General features: G+C 66.5%; 17 protein-coding genes and 1 pseudogene. 9 read left to right on the top strand and 9 right to left on the bottom strand.

Features of this window, described 5'->3' with window-relative positions:
• The first annotated feature begins 4 nt into the window (after nucleotides 1-4).
• The 6 genes and pseudogenes from IE307_RS06555 to IE307_RS06535 all read left to right on the top strand — a co-directional run bounded on the left by IE307_RS06555 (nucleotide 5) and on the right by IE307_RS06535 (nucleotide 5,897).
• A complete protein-coding gene (locus tag IE307_RS06555) occupies nucleotides 5-1,048 on the top strand; it encodes a hypothetical protein (protein ID WP_191296674.1) in 1,044 nt (347 codons plus the stop codon).
• Nucleotides 1,045-2,319, top strand: a complete 1,275-nt coding sequence (locus tag IE307_RS06550) for a JmjC domain-containing protein (RefSeq protein WP_191296672.1) — start codon at nucleotides 1,045-1,047, stop codon at nucleotides 2,317-2,319. The genes IE307_RS06555 and IE307_RS06550 overlap by 4 nt, the downstream gene beginning before the upstream one ends.
• A 5-nt stretch (nucleotides 2,320-2,324) precedes the next feature.
• Nucleotides 2,325-3,296 carry a TylF/MycF/NovP-related O-methyltransferase gene (locus tag IE307_RS06545; protein WP_229904564.1) on the top strand — a complete coding sequence of 324 codons (972 nt, stop codon included), beginning with the start codon at nucleotides 2,325-2,327 and terminating at the stop codon, nucleotides 3,294-3,296.
• Between the two features lie 121 nt (nucleotides 3,297-3,417).
• On the top strand, nucleotides 3,418-4,236 hold the full coding sequence (locus IE307_RS06540) for an aldo/keto reductase (protein WP_229904472.1): 819 nt from the start codon (nucleotides 3,418-3,420) through the stop codon (nucleotides 4,234-4,236).
• Nucleotides 4,237-4,377: 141 nt separating this feature from the next.
• A pseudogene (locus tag IE307_RS46620) lies at nucleotides 4,378-4,878 on the top strand (transposase family protein); the annotation flags it as partial.
• A 161-nt stretch (nucleotides 4,879-5,039) separates the two neighbouring features.
• Nucleotides 5,040-5,897 carry a phosphatidylinositol-specific phospholipase C/glycerophosphodiester phosphodiesterase family protein gene (locus IE307_RS06535; RefSeq protein ID WP_191296666.1) on the top strand — a complete coding sequence of 286 codons (858 nt, stop codon included), beginning with the start codon at nucleotides 5,040-5,042 and terminating at the stop codon, nucleotides 5,895-5,897.
• A 210-nt stretch (nucleotides 5,898-6,107) separates the two neighbouring features.
• Here the strand turns inward: IE307_RS06535 and IE307_RS06530 are convergent, their stop codons facing one another.
• The 3 genes from IE307_RS06530 to IE307_RS06520 form a co-directional block, all read right to left on the bottom strand.
• On the bottom strand, nucleotides 6,108-8,384 hold the full coding sequence (locus tag IE307_RS06530) for a SpoIIE family protein phosphatase (RefSeq protein WP_229904471.1): 2,277 nt from the start codon (nucleotides 8,382-8,384) through the stop codon (nucleotides 6,108-6,110).
• A complete protein-coding gene (locus IE307_RS06525; RefSeq protein ID WP_191296664.1) occupies nucleotides 8,381-12,886 on the bottom strand; it encodes a hybrid sensor histidine kinase/response regulator in 4,506 nt (1,501 codons plus the stop codon). Before IE307_RS06525 ends, IE307_RS06530 begins: the two co-directional genes overlap by 4 nt.
• A 102-nt stretch (nucleotides 12,887-12,988) precedes the next feature.
• A complete protein-coding gene (locus IE307_RS06520) occupies nucleotides 12,989-13,768 on the bottom strand; it encodes an ANTAR domain-containing response regulator (protein WP_229904470.1) in 780 nt (259 codons plus the stop codon).
• A 381-nt stretch (nucleotides 13,769-14,149) separates the two neighbouring features.
• On the opposite strand from IE307_RS06520, the gene IE307_RS06515 reads away from it, so the two are divergent.
• Nucleotides 14,150-14,578: an ATP-binding protein gene (locus IE307_RS06515; protein WP_191296662.1), complete on the top strand. Its 429-nt coding sequence runs from the start codon at nucleotides 14,150-14,152 to the stop codon at nucleotides 14,576-14,578.
• Nucleotides 14,579-14,737: 159 nt separating this feature from the next.
• On the opposite strand, the gene IE307_RS06510 is transcribed toward IE307_RS06515, so the two are convergent.
• From IE307_RS06510 to IE307_RS06500, 3 genes are all read right to left on the bottom strand, one after another.
• Nucleotides 14,738-15,442, bottom strand: coding sequence for an ATP-binding protein (locus IE307_RS06510; RefSeq protein WP_191296660.1), 705 nt, complete (start codon nucleotides 15,440-15,442; stop codon nucleotides 14,738-14,740).
• Nucleotides 15,443-15,477: 35 nt separating this feature from the next.
• Nucleotides 15,478-16,173: a chemotaxis protein CheB gene (locus tag IE307_RS06505; RefSeq protein ID WP_268250341.1), complete on the bottom strand. Its 696-nt coding sequence runs from the start codon at nucleotides 16,171-16,173 to the stop codon at nucleotides 15,478-15,480.
• A gap of 364 nt (nucleotides 16,174-16,537) precedes the next feature.
• Nucleotides 16,538-16,810 (bottom strand): hypothetical protein, encoded by a 273-nt coding sequence (locus IE307_RS06500; RefSeq protein ID WP_191296656.1) that lies wholly within the window; start codon nucleotides 16,808-16,810, stop codon nucleotides 16,538-16,540.
• 196 nt (nucleotides 16,811-17,006) lie between these two features.
• Between IE307_RS06500 and IE307_RS06495 the strand changes: the two genes are divergently transcribed.
• Complete coding sequence (locus IE307_RS06495) at nucleotides 17,007-17,150, top strand: hypothetical protein (protein ID WP_191296654.1); 144 nt, start codon at nucleotides 17,007-17,009, stop codon at nucleotides 17,148-17,150.
• 746 nt (nucleotides 17,151-17,896) lie between these two features.
• Nucleotides 17,897-18,406 (top strand): winged helix-turn-helix transcriptional regulator, encoded by a 510-nt coding sequence (locus IE307_RS06490; RefSeq protein WP_229904468.1) that lies wholly within the window; start codon nucleotides 17,897-17,899, stop codon nucleotides 18,404-18,406.
• Between the two features lie 9 nt (nucleotides 18,407-18,415).
• Here IE307_RS06490 and IE307_RS06485 read toward each other — a convergent pair whose 3' ends face one another.
• The 3 genes from IE307_RS06485 to IE307_RS06475 form a co-directional block, all read right to left on the bottom strand.
• Complete coding sequence (locus IE307_RS06485; RefSeq protein WP_191296652.1) at nucleotides 18,416-19,588, bottom strand: acetyl-CoA C-acyltransferase; 1,173 nt, start codon at nucleotides 19,586-19,588, stop codon at nucleotides 18,416-18,418.
• A 388-nt stretch (nucleotides 19,589-19,976) separates the two neighbouring features.
• Nucleotides 19,977-20,408: an OsmC family peroxiredoxin gene (locus IE307_RS06480; protein WP_191296650.1), complete on the bottom strand. Its 432-nt coding sequence runs from the start codon at nucleotides 20,406-20,408 to the stop codon at nucleotides 19,977-19,979.
• Nucleotides 20,409-20,511: 103 nt separating this feature from the next.
• Nucleotides 20,512-21,297: an isocitrate lyase/PEP mutase family protein gene (locus IE307_RS06475; protein WP_191296648.1), complete on the bottom strand. Its 786-nt coding sequence runs from the start codon at nucleotides 21,295-21,297 to the stop codon at nucleotides 20,512-20,514.
• Between the last annotated feature and the right edge of the window lie 27 nt (nucleotides 21,298-21,324).

The raw sequence follows: 21,324 nt of genomic DNA, 5'->3' as shown, positions 1-21,324 counted from the left end.
CGCCATGCTGGACACGTTCGAACTGATCGAGAAAGAAATCTTCGCGCTGCACGAGCAGGACGACCCTCTGCACTTCGCGAGTGCCGCGGCCGAGGCGCTGCGCGTGCACCGTGACCGGCTGCGCAGGCTGGATCCGGCTCGGTTGCTGGTCTGGGCGCTGGACGCGCCGCTGCCGCCGCAGCCCTGGGCGAACCCTTTCGGAGACCCCGCGCTGACGGTCGTGCACAACGAGCACTTCCGAATCGACCTTCTGTACTGGAACCACAACTCGACGCCGACGCACAAACACGTGTCGTGCGGAGCGTTCGCGGCCCTGCACGGCCGACGGCTCCACCAGGTCTTCGACTTCACCGAACAGCAAGAGATCACGCCGTTCGTGGCCGGCGGGCGCATGGTGCTGAACGAACGGCAGCTCATGGCGGAGGGCGACGTCCACGAGATCCACCCGAACCTCGTCCACGACCTGTTCTGGCTCACCCGGCCGAGCGTCACGATCAGCGTGCGGTGCAACAACCATCCCGGACAGACCGAACACCCGTGGGAGTTCTGGGAGCCCGGGTTGACCTTCTTGAACGCGCGCCAGCATCCGGACGCCGACGTCCAGCGCAGGACCGCGGCGATGACGACACTTCGCCGCGCCAGCGAGAAACTCTTCACCACGGCGGTGACCGATCTGGTGCGCGAAGGCGACCCCAGCCTGGTCTACCACGTCGTCATGGACACTTTGGCGTCCGGGCACCGCGATCGGTGGGAGTCCGTGATCTGCGAGGCACTGTCGGAGCGCACCGACATCTTCGGACCTGTGCTGCTCGAGACCGTTCCACATCTGCTGCGCAAGATCCGCCTGTACCCCGTCTACACCGGCGACGAGCACGCGCAGCTCGTGGTCTCCCTGCTGTGGGGCGGAGCGTCGATCGACGACACCGCTGCGTTCCTGGAAGGCAACGTGCCGGACGCGGACGTCGACGAGGTGCTCGAGAGTGCCGCCCAGAGGATCTCTGGCACGGGTGCATCGGCGCCGGAACTCGAACGGTGGGCCGTCCGATGACCGAGGTGTTCGAGTTCGACAACTGGTCGCAGTTCACCGAGACCCACTGGCAGCGCCGTCCGGGTGTGCTGCGAACGCCTCTCACAGCGCCGATGCTGGAGCCCGACTACTTCTCGGCGCTGGTGACAGCGGCCGATGACTGGCTCGGGGGCAAGCTGGTGCGGCCTCGCGACGTGCGCATGCTCATGGGAGACGGAGAGGTCAAGAGCAACTCCATGGCGCCGCTGCTGCCGCGTGCTGAGGACGGCGACATGTCCCAGTACATCAGGCGCGTGGGTCAGTACGCTCACGGCGATTGGCACATCGTCGTCAACAGCCTCCAGCAGTTTTCGTGGCCGTTGTTCCGCGCTGCGAAGGAGATCTTGGACGGAATCTACCGTGCCGCGGGATCGGTACCCGCCGGCCTGACGGACTGTCACCTCATCGCAGGGGCATACGGCGAGGCGCCGACCCGCATCCACAAGGACACCGCCACGGTCATGACCTTCGTGCTGTCCGGTAAGAAGCGCTTCTACACCTGGCCGTTCGAGGCATTGGTCCAGTACTCCCGCACGCCAGACCCGCTGCACCACCAGGTCAACCTGGACATCGACTTCCGTGAAGTCGCGGACCAGGCGACGGTCGTCGAGGGTCAAGCCGGGGACGTTCTGTACTGGCCGTCGGACTACTGGCACTGCGGTGAGTCAGACGGCTCGCCGCACGTCTCCGTGCACCTGGCGACTTACACCGACAACAACGTTGCTCGCACGCTGGACTCCCTGGTGTCCACGGCTCTGAGCGAGCTCAAGTCGGACCACTGGCTCGACGGCTTTGCCTACCCGCCACAGGTCGGTGGTGGTCCGGATGTCGCTGCTGACAAGGCGATGGCCTCAATCCTGATGGACGTCGCCGAGGGCTTGCCCACACGATCACAAGCGAAGCGGCTGCGCCGCGCCAGCGCTGTCAACTTCGAGTTCGTTCCAGGACAACGGGGCTCGGCCTTCTCCGGCGAGCGGGCCGTGGTGGACGAACGATTCCCGGTGATGTTCGAACGCGGAGTGGATGACGACAAGACCTTGCTGCTGGCCGTGAACGGACACGTGTCACGGGTGCCGTGCCTGCCCTGGCTGGAGGACTTCCTGACGGCCCTCAACACCGCTGGGCCGTCAGGCGTGGACTACCGCGCCCATTTCGGCCGAACGCTGCGGCAGTCAGAAGTGGCTCAGGCGGTGGCCGCAGTGGCCCAGTTGCTCAGGTTCATCGACTCGGCGGGCGGGCTGGTTCATCCGTGACCGAGATGCTCTGCCTGGTCGAGGGCGCTTTTGTCACGTGGACCGGTCGCCATGCCAGGCTGGGAGCAGTAGCGCAGCCAATGCACCTGTGGGACCTCTCACCTGAGGTGGCCCAGTGCGTGCTGCGCTTCGCCCAGCCGTCCACAGCGGACTCCGTGCTGGCGCACGTGCCCGAATCCGCGCACACGGCGATGCGCGCTTTCCTGGCACAACTGCGTGAGCACGGAATCCTGGTGGACAGCTCCGCACCCGCCGAGGTTCCGAGGACGGCCGAGTTCGAACTGACCCGGCATGTGAACGTGTTCCGCGACATCGATGCGGTGCGACCAGGTTTCAGCGAGCTCTACGCAAGCATCGCCGAGGACACGTTCACCTCACCGCCGCTGGCCTACGCCATGGTCGGCGCGATGGAACACATCGAGCGCAACGACATCGCCGGCGCAATCGTGGAATGCGGCGTGTGGCGCGGCGGAACCATGCTGCTCGTTGCCCGCACGTTGACCGACCCGCGAGATCTCTGGCTGTACGACACCTTCGAAGCTCGCTGGGAACCGCGCAGCCCACAGGACGGCTACCTCTTCATGCGAGAACAGCCCGCTCGAGACGCCGAACCCGAGAACGCCGCAGAGTCCGTGACGGCGGACACCGCTGAGGACGTGGTCCTCGGCAAGCTGCTCGCGACCGGCTATCCGGAGAAGCGGATCACCATGGTGAAAGGGCTGGTGCAGGACACCATCCCCGGCCGGATGCCCGAGAGCATCGCGGTCCTGCGCCTCGACACCGACTTCTACGACTCGACGAGGCACGAACTCGTCCACCTGTATCCGAGGCTGTCCTCCGGCGGCGTTTTGATCATCGATGACTATGGGAAGCACTCCGGTGCCACCGCCGCCACCGACGACTACCTCCGCGGACTGCCGAACCCACCCCTGCTCGTCCGCGTCGACGTTCAAGGGCGCGTTGCCGTGAAACCGTGAGCAGTGGCGTTCTCGAGAAGGGTTCAGGGTTGACCAGTCGTCGCGCTCGTGTTCGCGTAGCCAACAGACGTAACGAGAGGCGATCACGATGCACAGCGTCACCTTGAACAACGGTGTCCCCATGCCGGTTCTCGGGTTCGGCGTTTATCAGATCCCACCAGGGCAGACCGACAAAGCTGTGGCCGACGCCCTGGCAGCGGGCTACCGCTCGTTCGACACAGCGGCCGCCTACGGCAACGAGGAGGCCGTGGGGCGAGCGATCAGAACCAGCGGAATTCCGCGCGATGACCTGTTCATCACCACCAAGCTCTGGGCTCAAGACCACCCTGCGGAGAGCAACACCAGACGCGCCTTCGACAGCTCATTGCGCAAACTCGGCCTTGCGCACGTTGACCTCTACCTCATGCACCAGCCATTTCGCGACGTCCACGGTCAGTGGCGCGCCATGCAGGACATCTATCGCGAAGGCAAGGCCAAAGCAATCGGAGTGTCCAACTTCCACACCGATCGGCTCGTGGATCTCATCGAGCACAACGAAGTCGTCCCTGCCGTGAACCAGATCGAGATGCACCCGTTCCACCAACGCTCGGCCGACCAGCGGGTCATGGCTGAACACCGCGTCCAGATCGAGTCGTGGGCACCTTTGGCGGAAGGCAGGAACGGCCTCTTCACGCACCCAATCTTGAAGGGCGTCTCCAAGGCCCACGGCAAATCTGTTGCGCAGGTGGTGCTGCGCTGGCTCATCCAGCGCGGAGCCGTGGTGATCCCGAAGTCCGTGCGGGCAGAGCGGATGGCCGAGAACCTCGACGTCTTCGACTTCGAGCTCACCGATGACCAGCTAGCGCAGCTCGCGGCCCTCGACACCGGCTCCTCGCTGTTCCTGAACCACCGCGATCCAGTGGTGACGAGTCGGTTGGGCAGCTATCGCGTACCCGAATGACCGCACGCCGACCGGTTCGGCGACTAGGTGTAGTGATCACGGACGTTGTCGACCGCGTGTCCGCCATGGCGCCGTGATCATGGCGAAGACCTCTGTGTGTGGTGGAGGTGTCTAGGTCTGCACCGCACAACGGTGGTCTTCGTGTACCACCGTCTCGCCCGGCTGACCGTGCACCCACGGCGGCGGCTCGTCGCGCGTTTCGCCGCCGGACGCCCGGTCGCCCACGTCGCAACGGAGATGGGCATCTCCCGCGCCATCGGCCACAATGGGTCCGTCGCCACCGCCTCGAAGGCGACGCCGGTCCAGCCGGCCACAGCACGCAACCCGGCGCACTCCTGCCGTGGTCGAGGCGCAGATCCTCGAGTTGCGCCGGAGCAGACGGCTTGGGCCCGCACGGATTGCCGGCGTCCTCGGCCTGAACGCTTCGACCGCCCGACCGACCCGCCGCTACGAACGAGCCCGGCCCGGCGAACTGGTTCATGTCGACGTCAAGAAACTCGGCCGCCTTCGTGACGGCAGAGGCTGGCGGGCCGACGGCCGCGCCAACGCTCACCACGCCACCGCCCGCCGCGCACCACGGTCGGGTTACTAGTTCGTGCACTCGCCATCGACGACCACACCCGCCTGGCCTACGCCGAGATCCATCCCGACGAGACCGCCACCACGCGTGCGAGCTGGTTACCGCCGCGTCGAGTGGCGTTCGCCCTGAAGAAGCATTCTTTCCACCAGCGGCGGCTAGACACTGGCGTGCCCACCGCTCGCGCCGGTGTGGGTGCGCGTGTGAGCACAGAGAAAGGGATCCAATGAAGAGATCGACGTTCTCCGTTCTGGTGGCATTGCTCCTGACTGTCGTGACGTGCCCTCTGCCGGGTGCCGCTGCGGCGCCAGGCCGAGTGCAGCCGCTCGAACGTGCCCACGCGCACAATGACTACGAGCACGATCGCCCGCTGGCCGACGCCCGCGACCGCGGGTTCACCTCGGTGGAGGCCGACGTGTGGCTGGTGGACGGCGAACTTCGCGTGGCGCACGATCTGGTCGACGCGCGGCCGGGCCGCACGCTGCGCAGCCTCTACCTCCAGCCGCTCGCTCAGATCGTGCGTGCGAACGAGGGTCGCGTCTACCCGCACTGGCGCGGTTCCTTCCAGCTGCTCGTCGACATCAAGAGCGACGGTCCGGCGACCTACAAGGCCGTGGACGAGGCGCTGCGCGAGTTCCGTCCTATGTTTACCCAGTGGGTCGGCGGCCATGAACGACGTGGCGCGGTCGAGGTGGTCGTCAGCGGGAACCGGCCGCGTGAGGACATGCTCGCCCAGCGGATCCGGCGTGCCGGGTACGACGGGCGGCTGAGCGATCTCGGCAGTGGTGTCCCCGCCACGTTCATGCCGCTCGTCAGCGATAACTGGACGAAGAACTTCACGTGGCAAGGAGTGGGCGCCATGCCCGTCGCCGAGCGGGAGAAGCTCCACCGCATCGTGTCGGAGGCACACGCCGCTGGCTATCGGGTGCGGTTCTGGGCAACCCCGGACGTGGCGGGTGAGGCACGGAACGCGGTGTGGCGTGAGCTGCTCACCGCTGGCGTCGATCACATCAACACCGACGACCTCGCAGGGTTGCGGGCGTTCCTCCTGGCGAATGACCCGGCTGAGCGGAGCAGAGGCTGATGAACCGAGGGCAGGGCTCCGCCGGATCGGTGGAACCCTGCCCACTGCGCAGTTGGTAGGAACACCAGACCACCTACGGCCTCGCGTGATGACTCCCCTTATCCACACGCCTTGCAACCCCGTCCGATCCTTGACGACCATGTTCGCCGTGATCGCGGATGTTGACGCTGGATGACCAGCACGCAGAGTCCTACCGACTCAGCGGTCCGATCATGGTAGTTGGATGCCAACGATGCAGGTGTCGTCGTCGGTATTCGATTCGCTGTTCGCAAGCAGGTCGTCCAACAGGTTCTCGAGATCCTTCTCGCCACCCCGCACTGCCATTCGGAAGCGATCCAGGCACTCGTCCAACGGCATGTCGCGGCGTTCGACGAGCCCGTCGGTGTAGAGCAGCAGGGTGTCGCCGGGATCGAGCTGCAGCTCACCCTCCTCATAGGACACTTCTGCCATCGCGCCGAGCAGGAGACCTCGCAGCTCGGGCAGGAATTCGCTGTCGCCGCCGCGGATCAGCACGGGCGGCAGATGGCCGGCCCGGGCCCAGCGCAGGACTCGGGTGGCCGGGTCGTAGATCCCGCAGATCGCTGTCGCGATGATGTGGTCGGCCAGGTGGCGGGCCACGAGGTTGAGCCACTGCAGCAGCTGCGAAGGGCGGGCGCCGGTGGCGGCGAGTCCGCGCAGGGCGTTGCGGAGGGCCACCATGCCGGTCGCGCCCTTGATGCCGTGCCCGGTGATGTCGCCGACCGAGATGAGGATCTCTTTGGTCGGCAGCACGACGGCGTCGTACCAGTCACCGCCTACCAGTTCCTCTTGCGCAGCGGGCCGGTAGCGGACGGCGACGCGCAGCCCGAGGGCGTCGATCGTGGGATGGGTGGGCGGCATGATGACCTGCTGGAGCTGCAACGTGAGCTTGTTGCGCTCCGCCATTTCCTGCGCGGTGATGGCGAGCTGGTCCTTGACCGCGGACAGCGCGACTTCCGTCCAGTGCTGAGACGACACGTCCTGATAAGCGCCGCGTACGGCGACCAGCGAGCCCTGGGAGTCGAGGACGGGTTCGGCGATGACGCGGACGTGCCGGATGACGCCTTCGGCGCGCTGCAACCGGAAGGCCGTGGAGGCGGGACGGTGGTGATGCAGGACGTTGCGCAGGAACCCGTTGAGCGAGCCTCGGTCGTCTGGATGGGCGTGTTCGGTGATGTCCGCCAGCGGCACCGGCTCTTCACCGGGGTTCATGCCGTAGAGCGCGTACAACTGGCTGTTCCAGATGACCTTGCCCTGAAGCGGTTCCTCCTCGAACCCTCCGATGCGGCCGAGGCGCTGTGCGTGCTGCAGGAGGTTCGCCAGGCGGGCGGCCTCGTCCTGCACTCGCCACACGAGCAGGACCAGCACCCCGTGCCTGGTGATGCTCACGCTGGTGGTGACGGTGATCGGCACCTCGTCGATGAGGGTGGACAGCGTCATGCGCTCGGCGCGGAACGGCTCACCGGTGGCGTGGACGCGCTCGATCTTGTCGAACAGGTTGCCTTCGGCCGCGATGAGGGGATAGGCCTCCAGCAGCAGCTTTCCCGCCACCGCGTCCCGTGTTCGGCCTGCGAGGTCGGAGAAGCGGTTGTTCACGTGGTGCACCCGGAAGTCGGAGAGTGTCCCGTCCGCCGCGATCTCCGGACCCAGCACGAGTGCGGGGTCGAGCAGTCCGTCCGCGAGATCGGCGAGTTCGGACGGTGCCGACACGACATGCCCCACCGGCCCGGTGATGTCGAGCGTCGCGGCGCTCAGTTCGGCCAGCGCTTCCACCTGCTTGCGCACGCTCAGCGGTTGCGGTTCGACCGGGTGGGGCCAGCAGATTTCCAGGACCCCTGTGATCCGGCCGCCGGTGCCCGCGGGGACGGCGACGCGACCAGGAAGGCCGGAGCCGATCGACGGCACTTCCGAGGGGCTGAGATCGGAGATCCAGACGGCGTCGCGCTCGCTGAGCGCCCGCCGGGCGAGCGTCACCACACCAGGCGGGACATAACGCCACCGTTCCGCCTCGCCGACGCCGAAACCCGCGTGGCCGACCAGGGTCAGCGAGGAGTCCGCGCCCGCCGACCAGATCGCCACCGCGGTCGCGCCCAGCGGGGCGAGGGCGTGGTCGAACAGCGACCGCGCGACGGCCTGGGTGTCGTCGGCGTGCAGCGCGCCGCTCTCCGCCTTCCGCAACCGGACCACAGCGCCCCGATCCGGCGCGTCCGCTGCCGTTGCGATCGCGCCGAACTGGTCGCCAGAGGCCTCGTTGATGATGTCGACCGCGAGTTCGAGCTGCGTGATGCCCGCGTTCTCGGCCAGCCGGGCGAGCTGCTCGGCGGCCTGAGCGGGACCGCAGCGCAGCCGTTCGACGAGTACGCCCTTGGCGAGCTCGACGAGGGCCCGGTCGTCGCTGGCGGCCCGGCTTTCGGCCAGCTCCTGGCGCAGGCGCTCGACCACGGTGGCCAACCGCTCGACGCCGGTCACCGCTGCTGCCGGATCCAGCGCCGGACGCAGTCGATGAGCTGGTCGGCGTCGACCGGCTTGGTGACGTAGTCGTTGGCGCCGGAGGCGATGCTCTTGTCCCGGTCGCCGGGCATGGCCTTGGCGGTCACCGCGATGATCGGCAGTTGCTCGTGGTCGGGCATGGCGCGGATCGCGGTCGTGGCCGCGTAGCCGTCCATCTCGGGCATCATCACGTCCATCAGGATCAGGTCGATCTCCGGATGGCCGACCAGCGCCTCGATTCCCTCCCTGCCGTTCTCCGCGTGCAGCACGTGGATGCCGTGCAGTTCCAGGATGCTGCTGAGCGCGAACAGGTTGCGGGCGTCGTCGTCCACGATGAGCACGGTCCGCCCGGCGAGCTGACCGTGGGCCTGCTCGGGCATCGCCGGTTTCGGCTGTTCCGGCCTCACCAGAGGCAGAACGTCCTGCGGGCCCTTCGCGTTGAGGTGCAACGCGATCCGCTCCCGCAGTTCGTCCAGACTGGACAGCAGCTCCAGCGGGCGCGATCCGCCTCGTTCGAGCAGCCGTTGCTCGTAGGAGGACGAGAGCCTGCGGTTGTGGTGTGCCAGCACGGGAACGCTGCTCGCGGCGGCGTCGCCGTTGAGGGCTTCCAGGAATCGCAGGGCTGATTCCTCGGGCATGTCGAGTTCGAGCACGACGCAGTGGCACGGTTCGGTGGCCAGCGCGGCCGCGGCCTCTTCCCAGCCGACCGCGGTGACGACGTCGACCGGGCCGCGTGGGTCGTCGCTCGCCGACAGGTCGTTCACCGAGCTCTGCGCGACCAGCGACAGCAGACCCTGGGGCCGTTCCTCGATCACCAGCAGCCTGCGACGGTGTCCGGGCACAGGCGCCGGAGCCGCGATCACCGGCAACGCGGCCCGGTCAGGTACTCCGGAGGTGAGTTCGAGGAAGTCCGCGCGGTGCACCGGCAGGTAGAGCGTGAACGCGCTGCCCGCGCCGAGCGTGCTCTCCGCGGCGATCGAGCCACCGAGCAGGTAGGCGATCTCGCGGCTGATCGACAGGCCCAGTCCGGTGCCGCCGTACTTGCGGCTGGTGGTGCCGTCGGCCTGCTGGAACGCGCCGAAGATCGATTCGAGCTGGTGCTCGGCGATGCCGATGCCGGTGTCGCTGACCCGGAACATGATCGCCGGTCCGTGCTCGCGCACCCCGATCGGCAACTGGTCGGGTTCCGCGAGCTCGATGCGCAGCTCGACGCCACCGGTCTCGGTGAACTTCACCGCGTTGGACAGCAGGTTGCGCAGCACCTGCTGCAACCGGGTGTCGTCGGTGACCAGCTCCGGAGGAGTGCCGGGAGCGGTGGTGATCTGGAAGCTCAGGCCCTTCTGGGAGGTGAGCGGCCGGAACGACCCTTCGACGTAGTCCAGCAGCCGGCGCAACGCGACGCGTTCGGGCGTGATGTCCATCTTGCCCGCCTCGATCTTGGACAGGTCGAGGATGTCGTTGATCAGCTGCAACAGGTCCGAGCCGGCGGAGTGGATGATGCCCGCGTACTCGACCTGTTTCGGGGTGAGGTTGCGGCTGGGGTTCTGGGCGAGCAGCTGCGCGAGGATCAGCAGGCTGTTGAGCGGGGTGCGCAGCTCGTGGCTCATGTTGGCCAGGAACTCCGACTTGTACTTCGAGGCGAGCGAGAGTTCCCGGGCTCGGGTCTCCAGCTCCTGGCGGGCCTGCTCGATCTCGAGGTTCTTGGCCTCGATGTCGCGGTTCTGCGTCGCGAGCAGCGCCGCCTTCTCCTCCAGTTCGGCGTTGGAGCTCTGCAGCTCTTCCTGCCGCACCTGCAGTTCACCCGATCGTGACTGCAGCTCGGAGGCCAGGCGCTGCGACTCGGCGAGCAGTTCGTCGGTGCGTGCGTTGGCGATGATGGTGTTGACGTTGACGCCGATGGTCTCCATCAGCTGTTCGAGGAAGTCGCGGTGGATGTCGGTGAAGTGGTGCACCGAGGCCAGCTCGATCACACCGAGCACCTGGTCCTCGACCACGATCGGCAGCACCACCAGGTTCACCGGAGAGGTGTGCCCGAGCCCGGAGGTGATGGCGATGTAGTCCGCGGGCATCTCGTCCACGGCGATGGTGCGGCGGCCGCGGGCCGCCTGGCCGACCAGCGACTGTCCGAACTGGAACCGGGTCGAGCGGAACTCGTCCTCGGGGTGGCCGTAGGAGCTGATCAACCGCAGCTCCTGGCGGTCGTCACCGTCCTCGGCCAGGTAGAACGCACCGAACTGCGCCGAGGTCAACGGCGTCAGCTCGTCCATGATCAGCTCGGCGACCACGGCGAGGTCCCGGCGGCCCTGCATCAAGCTCGAGATGCGGGCCAGGTTGGACTTCAGCCAGTCCTGGTCCTCGTTGGCCTTGGTGGAGTCGCGCAGCGACCCCACCATCGAGTTGATGTTGTCCTTGAGCTCGGCGACCTCACCGGAGGCCTCGACGGTGATCGACCGGGTCAGGTCGCCCTCGGCCACGGCGCTGGTCACCTCGGCGATGGCACGCACCTGGCGGGTCAGGTTGCCGGCGAGCTCGTTGACGTTCTCCGTGAGCCGCTTCCACGTGCCGGACACGCCTTCGACCTCGGCCTGGCCGCCCAGCCGTCCTTCACTGCCGACCTCGCGGGCCACGCGGGTCACCTCGGCGGCGAACGACGACAGCTGGTCGACCATCGTGTTGATCGTGGTCTTCAGTTCGAGGATCTCGCCGCGGGCGTCGACGTCGATCTTCTTCGTCAGGTCGCCCTGCGCCACCGCAGTGGTGACCTGGGCGATGTTGCGCACCTGGTTGGTCAGGTTGTTCGCCATGAAGTTGACGTTGTCGGTGAGGTCCTTCCACGTGCCGGCGACGTTCGGCACACGCGCCTGACCGCCGAGCATGCCCTCGGTGCCGACCTCACGGGCGACGCGGGTGACCTCGTCGGCGAACGCGGACAGCGTGTCGACCATCGTGTTGATCACACCCGCCAGTGCCGCGACCTCACCTTTGGCCTCGACGGTGATCTTCTGGGACAGGTCGCCGCGGGCGACCGCGGTGGCGACCTGCGCGATCGACCGCACTTGGTTGGTCAGGTTCGACGCCATGACGTTCACGTTGTCCGTCAAGTGCTTCCACGTGCCGGAGACCCCGCGCACCGTCGCCTGGCCGCCCAGGTTGCCCTCGGTGCCGACCTCACGGGACACGCGGGTGACCTCGTCGGCGAACCCGGAGAGCTGGTCGACCATCGTGTTGATGGTCTCCTTCAGCTCGAGGATCTCGCCGCGGGCGTCGACCCGGATCTTCTGCGACAGGTCGCCCTTCGCCACCGCTGTCGTCACCTGGGCGATGGACCGCACCTGCGCGGTGAGGTTGTCCGCCATGACGTTGACCGACTCCGTGAGGTCCTTCCACGTGCCGGACACGCCCTTCACGTCCGCCTGACCGCCGAGACGGCCGTCCGTGCCGACCTCACGCGAGACTCGGGTGACCTCGTCGGCGAACGAGGAGAGCTGGTCGACCATCGTGTTGATGGTGTTCTTCAGTTCGAGGATCTCGCCGCGGGCGTCGACCCGGATCTTCTGCGACAGGTCGCCGCCCGCGACGGCCGTGGCGACCTGGGCGATGGACCGCACCTGCGCTGTCAGGTTGCCGGCCATGAAGTTCACCGAGTCGGTGAGGTCGCGCCACGTGCCGGAGACGCCCTTCACGTCGGCCTGGCCGCCGAGCGCGCCCTCGGTGCCGACCTCGCGGGACACGCGGGTGACCTCGTCGGCGAACGAGCTGAGCTGGTCGACCATCGTGTTGATGGTGTTCTTGAGCTCCAGGATCTCGCCGCGGGCGGTGACCGTGATCTTCTGGGACAGGTCGCCGCGCGCCACGGCGGTGGTCACCTGGGCGATGTTGCGGACCTGGTCGGTCAGGTTGCCCGCCATGAAGTTCACCGAGTTGGTGAGGTCCAGCCACACGCCACCGACGCCCGGCACTTCGGCCTGCCCGCCGAGCCGGCCCTCGCTGCCGACCTCGCGCGCGACGCGCGTCACCTCGTCGGCGAAGGAGGAGAGCTGGTCGACCATCGTGTTCACGGTGTTCTTCAGCTCGAGGATCTCGCCGCGCGCGTCGACGTCGATCTTCTGGCTGAGGTCGCCCCGCGCGACCGCGGTGGCGACCTGGGCGATGTCGCGGACCTGACTGGTCAGGTTGCCCGCCATCGCGTTCACCGAGTCGGTGAGGTCCTTCCAGGTACCGGAGACGCCCTTGACGTCCGCCTGACCACCCAGGTTGCCCTCGGTGCCGACCTCGCGGGAGACACGGGTGACCTCGGAGGTGAACTGCGAGAGCTGGTCGACCATGCCGTTGAACACGGTGGCGATCTCGCCCAGCAAGCCGTCGGAGTCATCCGGAAGCCGGATGCCGAAGTCGCCGTCGCGGACGGCGGTGAGACCGGCGAGCAGCTGCCGCAGCTCGGGCAGGTCGACGGATCTCTGGGCGGTGGCGGAACCACTCATTCCTGCTGCCTCCACGGCATGGCGGAACCAGGGCGAGGAACACCTGCTGGTTCAAGCGCGCCTCTGTGAACTTGACGAACAGTACTGGAACAAACGACCTGTTCAGGAACGCTGGACCGACTCGAGCAGGGCCCTCGCCACGTCTCGCAGCTTCACGTTCTTGTGCTGCGATTCCTCGACCAGCTTCGCAAAGGCTTCGTCGGCATCGCACGAGTGCACGGCCATCAGCACGCCCTTCGCCTGTTCGATCACCGCCCGCGACTCGAGCGCGCGCTCCAGGTGTTGCACCTTCTCCCGCGAGCGCTGCCACCGCTGGGCGCTGGTGATCGTCGCCGACGCGGCTGTGGTGAACAGCAGCATCAGCCCTTCGTCGAACGGATCGAAGGCGGACGCCGTGCGGCTGTAGACGTTGAGAGTTCCCACGTGCCGCGCCTCCGCAGACTCCGAAGCCGGGAGAAGGACAGGCACTGAGAGATATGCGCAGATTCCTGCTTCTGAAGCCGCAGCGTCGAACTCCGGCCACAGATCGCGGTGCTCTCCCACGACCGCCCGCACCGGCTTGAGCGTGCGCGCCGACTCGAAGCATGGTCCGCGGCCGGCGCTGTACTGCTTCTCGTCGACGTCGACGACGCGCGGATCGGTGGTCGCGGCGGTGCGTGGCCGGTCCGAGTCCACGACGGAAACCGATACGGCGTCGGCGTCTGGAATTGCCCTGGTCGCGGTGTCTGCGAGCCGCTGCAACGCGTTGTCGAGCGGCTCTTCACCGGTGAACGCGTCACGCAGAACCGTCAATGCGTCGTTGGCTTCGTCGAGGCGCTTCAGCGCGTCTGGACGATCGTCAACGGAAGACCGCACAGGTCCAGGTAGCAAGTAGTCGTCCAAGCCGCGGCGCTCCTAAGCTCACAGTGGAGTCCACGCCGCCAGCTGCTTGACGCACGTTGAGCGCATCGTACGGCCAACCGATCACCGTGTGCCGGGCCGCCGCATCGAGAGGGCGTTCCGGAACCGGGCCGGCGACGGGGCGCTAGCGTGTTCAACGCCCCGTGCCGGTCCTGGCCGGTCCATCCGAAGATGGGCCTTCCGTGCAGACGCGCGCACAGCGATCCTTCAATACCCAACGGATTCCGAACTCAAGCCTGCGATCTGGCTGAAATGTCGAGCGAAGTGCCCTTGACCCGGTCCGGTACGTTTGTGTCGGGTGTGCGCCTGTAACGTCGAGGCTTCAGCCCAGCAGATCACCGCATGCACCACGCGGAGGCGCCCGTGAGCACCGTCAGCGAAGATTCCACTTCGCTGGTGATCGACATGACCATCGACGCGAGCATTGTGCTGTCGGCGCTGCGCGGTCGACTCACCACATCGCTGCCCGATCTCGACGAGGACCACCAGTACGACCTGCAACTCGTGGTGACCGAACTCGTGAGCAACGTGCTGGACCACACTGCCGGTATCGGCAGGCTTCGCGTGTACCGCAGCACGGTTCGGTGTGAGATCACGGTCGAGGTCGACGACACCTCAACGGTGCGGCCGGTCTACGGACGTTCCCGATTGGGGGATACGCGTGGGCGCGGCATCGTCGTGGTCGACAACGTGTCGAACGGCTGGGGTACAAGAGAACTACCCCATGGCGGCAAGACGGTGTACGCGATGCTGCGCTGCAGCGCGGATGTCTCGGCGCAATTCGGGACTTGAGTCCTGGAGATGGTGTAGTGATTTCTGCATCCTGAGCGCAAATCGCGCATTGACACGGCGGCCGGTTCCACGCGCCAAGTTTCTCTCTGCACGACACGTATGACGGCATCTTCAAAGGCTTGGTCATGCGTTGTCGGAGGGTCCTTCACTCGTAAGAAATCACCGTGTCGGTCGTAGCGCTAGGACGGCCCACACGACCTTGCCTCCGTCGAACGTCGGCGCAAAGCCCCATGTGCGGCAGAGCCTGTCAACCAGCTCCAATCCGCGGTGAACGGGCACACTGCGCGGAGAGGCGGTCAAGGTGGGCGGCAGAGGGCTGCCGTCGCGGAGTGCGAGGGACAGCCCGCTGCGGCGGAGTTCGATGCGCAGCACGCTCGGGGCGCGTGAGTGTTTGACCGCGTTCTCGACGAGTTCGCTCGCCACGAGTAAAGCGTCGTGCGTCAGATGGGTGAGATCCCATGCTTCGCACACCTCCCGCGCTGCCTCGCGGGCCAGGAGCGCCGCGACGATCGAGCCCGGTAGCTCCAGTCTGCGGAATCGGCGCAGGGGTTGTTCCTGGGCGAGCTCGACCGCCGCGATGAGGTCGGGTGCCGTCGCGATGGTCTTCGCCAGTCCGGCCTTGTTGATGTCGTGCCTGTGCTGGTCGGTTTCCGCGACGAGTACGACAGGGACGTCAGTCCATTCGGAGATCTTCATCCAGACCGTGGTGAAGACGGACAGCATCGCCACACTGGCCGTCTCGAACTCAGGCCCCAATCGCACCAGCAGAGCTGCCGGTTCGCGTGCGGCCTGCTTGAGCAGGCTGTCGCGCAGCACGGGGTACGACGACAGATCCAACCGCCCGGCCGGCGTGGCGACCACCATTCCGGCCAGGTCCGTTGTCCGGACGCTGATGTCCGTCACGAACTGTTCCTCTCCCGCAGGTAGGACTGCAGCAGCTGCATGCGCAACACGCCCGCGGCCGCGAGTGCTTCTTCTCCCTTCCTCGTGTACCTGTCGGCGATGATGCTGTGGCTGGACGCTCTTGCATCGGTGGCCATCCGCCTGGCGAGAGTGATCTTCTGCTCAAGCGCTCGCACCGCCGCCCACATCGCTCTCTCCAAGCCACCGCTGTACGAGTCGAGGAGCGCGTTCGGGGTCCCCGCGTGGCCGACCGGACCACGATGGTCGCCGATGCCAACGGAGATCTCCGGCAGCGAACCCGAGCAACCCGGGCAAGTCAGTGTCGTCTCTCGACCAAGTTCCGGTATGACCGCGAACGCGGCACCGCCATCGTCGCCAAACACCTCGACCTCCACGCTCAAGGATTCGGGTGCCACAGTCACCACCACGTCGACATCATCGAGGACGTCTTCGGCGATCAGCGCTCCCAGCTGCGACACCGGCGCGATTTGGTCGACGGCAACGTGCTCCAGCACGTTCTGGGGGATCCCTGGATGGAGCGCGTCATCCCGCGACTGCGCCAAGCTTGTCCCCGCCCTGTTCTTGATGGCCACCATACCCGTGGTCCCGTCGTCCAACGACCTTGAGAGCACCACTACCGGCTCCCGTAGAGGGCGCGGCACGACGTAGGTCCGGCCGCGCGGCAATGCCATGACGTTTTCGGCTGCGCACACCGGCAGTGTGCGCCGCTGCGACTGAGAATCGCGGGCAGTGCGGTCGCGCTTCCGGAAGGAACGGCCTTCTGCTGCACAGCGCCGCGACCGACCACTGTCCACAGGTGCGACTTGAGTTCTAGGACGGTTCCCTTCCGCCGAGCCCGGCAGTTGGGCCATGTGCTGGAGCTGAACTGCGAAGTGCAGTCTCCAGTCCGCCTTCAGTCAGTCACCGCGGACCACTCTGATCACACCCTGCCGATCCCGCACCCAGGCGACCACCACGCCTGCGTCCACGTCGGCCACCAGAACAAAGCAGCCGAACTCGACGAAGGAACCCTCGAGTCCAGAATCGAACGCTGGCTCATTCAGTTGTGGCAGGACTAGTCCAGCGGCGAAGCACTACCTCCACCAGAACCGCTGCCATCAGTGCCACCCCCACTCCGGCCAGGATCACGACCAGCGTCACGGTCTGACCAGAGATCACCTGGGGAACACAGCTCTGGTCACCAAGACATTGCGACATGCCGCCTTCGGACGACCACTGCACCTCCGGCGCCGACGACACGGCTTGCTCAGCGCTCCACCACATCAACCAGGCAACACCGATCAAGACAGCGCCCACCGCCGTCGCCACCGCGCGTACCCACTGCCGCCTCATGCCTGTTCCCCCAGTCGCTCACGACAGTATCCATCCGCCGCTCATGAACCCGACTCGTGCTACCTTGCGGCGACGTCGTACAACTTCGTGTTGTTGCGCTGGGATATCTGCCGAAGCGGTGTGAACGCCGCTGCGTCGCCGCAGTCTGGGTCACCATGATCATCCCCTTGGCGTGTTCGATCGCTGGCCGGTGCACGGCGATGTCGCGCAAGGTCTGCAACTCGAGGTCCGGATCGATCTCGTCGTGCGGCTTCACACCACCGATTTTCGACGCATCCCGCACCTCGACGCCACTGTTGGAACGCCGTCCCGGTAGGTGAACGGCATGATCAGGACAAGGACGTGAGCGGGGCGCGCAGCGCGGCTAGCTCGATCGCGGAGCAGATCGGACCTGATGCGAGACAGTGCTTCTCGTGGGTCCTCGACGCTGCGCCGCCGTCAGTGATCACGTCGGCGCTCTCGAAACTTCCGCCTTCGGCGGGCAGCGCGCGGTCTTGCGGCCTGCTGCGTCGTGCAGGTCGACGCAGTCGAAGTAGAACCACGTCGGTCCAACTTGGAACTCTGGCCGCCGAACGTGAGGGGCGTGCTTTCCGTTTGCATCCTGAGGCTGGTGTCGCGAAATGACGTTGATGCCGAGGGCTCCAGGTGCTGGCTGATGGGGTATCGGTCGCGTTCGTCAGGGGATCGTGGACTGCTCGTCGCGGAGGAGTTGGGCAGCGCACCGGCTCACAGGTCGATCCGGTGCGGTCCAGATCTCCAGCATCAACACCAGCGAAGAAACGCGTAGGGCCTGAGTATTGCCGCTGGATCGCACATCGCGAGCGAGATGTCAGGTTCGCTGCGGTCCGTCAGGTTCAGCTGGAGGTCGATCCGTACAGGACCAGTGCCACGGTGCATCGTCGAACAGTTCGGCGGCCGAGTCGGACCGGCCGCGGTCGGTCTCCGCGCGTGCGTCCCTGGGCATGGCGAGGCAGCGGCAGTGGTCTAGAAGGTTGGGATCGATGTCGAGCTTCGCCAACGAAGCTGAGTATGTTCTGTGCTAGCCAGGGTTATGCTGTCGTCATGCCCATGGAGATGCAGGGTCCACTGTTCGCATTGGATGAGTGGCAGCCGGAACGGTGCTCCCTCGCATTGGCTCTCGATGTCATCGGCACCAGGTCCGCGATGCTCCTGCTGCGCGAAGCCTTCTACGGAACAACCAGGTTCGACGGCTTCGTGCGGCGCGTCGGCATCACCGAGGCGGTCGCCGCCAAGCGGCTGAAGGAGCTCGTCGCCAGCGGTGTTCTCGAGAGGCGGCCGTATCAGGAGCCCGGGACTCGGACGCGGTACGAGTACGTCCTCACTGAGATGGGCAACGAGCTGCTGCCGGTGATCGTGGCCCTCATGCAATGGGGAGACGCGCACCTGCGCGATGACGGTGGACCGTTGCGGATCGTGTCGACGGACACAGGTAAGCCTGTCAGGGTGCGGGTGGTCAAGGCCGGTACTGACTCGCTCGAGCCGGAGGACCTGGCCGTCCGGATCAACAAGGGACGAACTCCGGATCGGAGTTCGCGCGGTCGGCAGGCCTGAAGCTGTGTGTCACAGCCTTTCGATGATGGTGGCGTTGGCGAGTCCGCCCGCCTCGCACATGACCTGGAGCCCGTAGCGGCCACCGTTCTGCTCGAGGTTGCCGAGCAGGGTGGTCATGAGGCGCGCGCCCGAGCCGCCGAGCGGGTGCCCGATGGCGATGGCGCCGCCGCTGATGTTCACCTTAATGAGGTCGGCACCGGTTTCGGCCTGCCACGCCAGGACGACGGACGCGAAGGCCTCGTTGACCTCGAAGGCGTCGATGTCGTGGAGGGAGAGCCCGGCGCGGGCCAGCACGTTCTGCGTGGCGGGGATGATGCCGGTGAGCATGAGCACCGGGTCGTCGCCGACGACGGCGAACGAGTGCAGGCGGGCGCGCGGGCGCAGTCCGAGGCGTGCGGCTGCCTCCTCGCTGGTCACGAGAACGGCCGCGGCGCCGTCGTTGACGGGGGAGCTGTTGCCGGCGGTGACGCGCCAGTCCAGGTCTGGGTAGCGTGCGGCCCAGTGGTCGTTGCGGAACGCGGGCTTCAGCCCGGACAGGACCTCGGTGGTCGTGTCCGGGCGGATCGTCTCGTCGGTGCGCAGGTCGTTGACGAAGATCACCTGCCCGTCGAAGACCCCGTTCTTCCACGCCATGGCGGCGCTGTGGTGAGATGCGGCGGAGAACTCGTCGAGCTGGGCGCGGGAGAGGTTCCAGCGCTGGGCGATGAGCTCCGCACTGATGCCCTGGGGTACAAGGCCGTTCGCGTAGCGTGCGCCGACCTTCGGACCGAGGAAGTCCTTGCCCAGGGTCTGGGAGCCGATCGGAATCCGGCTCATGGACTCGACACCGGAGGCGATGACGACGTCGTACGCGCCAGCGAGCACTCCCTGAGCGGCGAAGTGCAACGCCTGCTGACTGGAACCGCACTGACGGTCGACGGTCACCCCCGGCACCGACTCGGGAAACCCGGCCGCGAGCGCGGACCAGCGCGCGATGTTGCCGGACTGCTCGCCGACCTGGCCGACGGCCCCGCTGATGACGTCGTCGACCACTGCCGGGTCGATCCCGGTGCGCTCGACGAGCGCGGCGAGGACCGTGCTGTGGAGGTCGACCGGATGGACGTCCGAGTAGGCACCGCCGGGCTTTCCTTTGGCGAGCGGCGTGCGCACGGCGTCGACGATGACAGCACTGGTGGTGCCCATGACGGATTCCCTTCACGGTTGCCGAGCTGACTTTGCTTGACACTAGTTAGGACGGTAGTCGCTGGCTTGAGCGAAGCCAAGCCAGCTGCGGGCGTCCGGTGCTGTGTCACTGCCCACTGGAGGAGTGGGCACCAAGCCACGGGATGCCGATCAGTTCCATTTCTTTCTTCGAGGCCAGGACGTGCGAGATGCGCCCGTCGCACGGTGTCCTCGCAGACCGGGGTTGTCAGCCGTTGCTCAGACTCCGGCCCTGTTCCCGGCGGCTTGATCAGCCTGTACGAATCTGTTTCATCTGGCCGCACGGTCGGCCCGACGTCGAGACCGATCGACGCGGCATCATCAAGCCCCGCTGATCAGTGCACGACGCCGGCGACGGGAGCCGATGGAGCTACCGGGTAAGCGTTGCCTGCATCGTGATGTCCACTGCGGAGAGTGCCTTCGAGAAGGCACACCACGCTCGCGCGCCTTCGGCGATTTCCTGGAACTTCTCGTCGGACGCACCAGGAAGCGTGGCGTCCACGGTGAAGTGGATGGCAGCGATCGATGGTCCGTGGTCATCTGTGCTCATGGTGAGCCGAACGGTGGTGTGCACCGAGTCGAGAACCAGGTCGTTCTGTCCGGAGATGTTGGCAAGCGCATGGTTGAAGCATCCCGCGTGGCCTGCGGCGAGAAGCTCTTCCGGGATTGCTCCCGGTGCTCCCTCGAAACGACTCGCGAAGGTGTAGGGAGCGTCCGGCAGGGTAGCCGTGGTGGCCGTGGAGACAATCCCCGTTCCCTCCCTGAAGGATCCGCTCCAGTCGGAATAGGCTTCGACGAACATTCTCTCTCCTGGATCAAATCGAAGTTGATGCGAAACTCGTGCGTGGACAAGACAAGCGCGCAGAGCGTGCCGTGACCTGGGGTGAATCACCCATGCGAACGGGTCAGTTCAGCGGACGGGTCGTGTCGGGAACGCGGCCGCCGTCACGGATCGACTCCGTCAGCTCGGCGAGCGCGGTCAGAGCGACTCGTTGGGTGAGCGGGCCGTAGGAGATCCGCGCGACGCCGAGTTCGGTGAGTCGAGCTTGTGAAGGCAGGCCGGGCAGTCCGATCACAGACAGGCGTTGAGGGCCGAAGGCATCTGCCAGGGTGGCGACCTGTTCGTCCGAAAGGTTGCCGGGTACGAAGACGACGGGAGCTCCGGCGTCGAGGTAGGCCTTGCCGCGTCGTACCGCGTCGGCGAGGACGTCCGCAGGATCACGGTCACCAGCCTTGGCGAAAGCATCAGTGCGAGCATTGAGGACGAAGTCGGGCACACCTTCCGCGGCGGCGGCCTTCATGATCGCTTCGACCTGAGCCACCACCTCGGCGAGCGGCTTCATCTGGTCTTCGACGTTCGCTCCGGCCACGCCGACGGCGATCGCGCGGCGCACGGTCTCCGGCGCGTTGCCATATCCTCCTTCGAGGTCCGCGGTGAGTGGAAGTGTGGTGGCGGCGGCGATCCTCGCGATCTCGTCGATCATCTCGGCTACCGGTATGCGTTCCCCGTCCTCGTATCCGCGAGATGCCGCGATCGAGTGGCTCGCGGTCGCGAGTGCGGTGATGCCCGGTGTGTCGCCGACGACCTTCGCGCTGATGACGTCCCATACGTTCACCACCCTGAGCAGTGCGTGATCGCGGTGCAACCGCAGAAGTTCTGTCGCTTGAACCGACACGTCCGCGCGGGCCACGGGGACCTCCTCTATTGGGGTATGGAC

Source organism: Lentzea cavernae, assembly GCF_014653695.1.
GTDB classification, from domain to species: domain Bacteria; phylum Actinomycetota; class Actinomycetes; order Mycobacteriales; family Pseudonocardiaceae; genus Lentzea; species Lentzea cavernae.
This window is presented reverse-complemented; position numbering and strand designations above follow the sequence as displayed.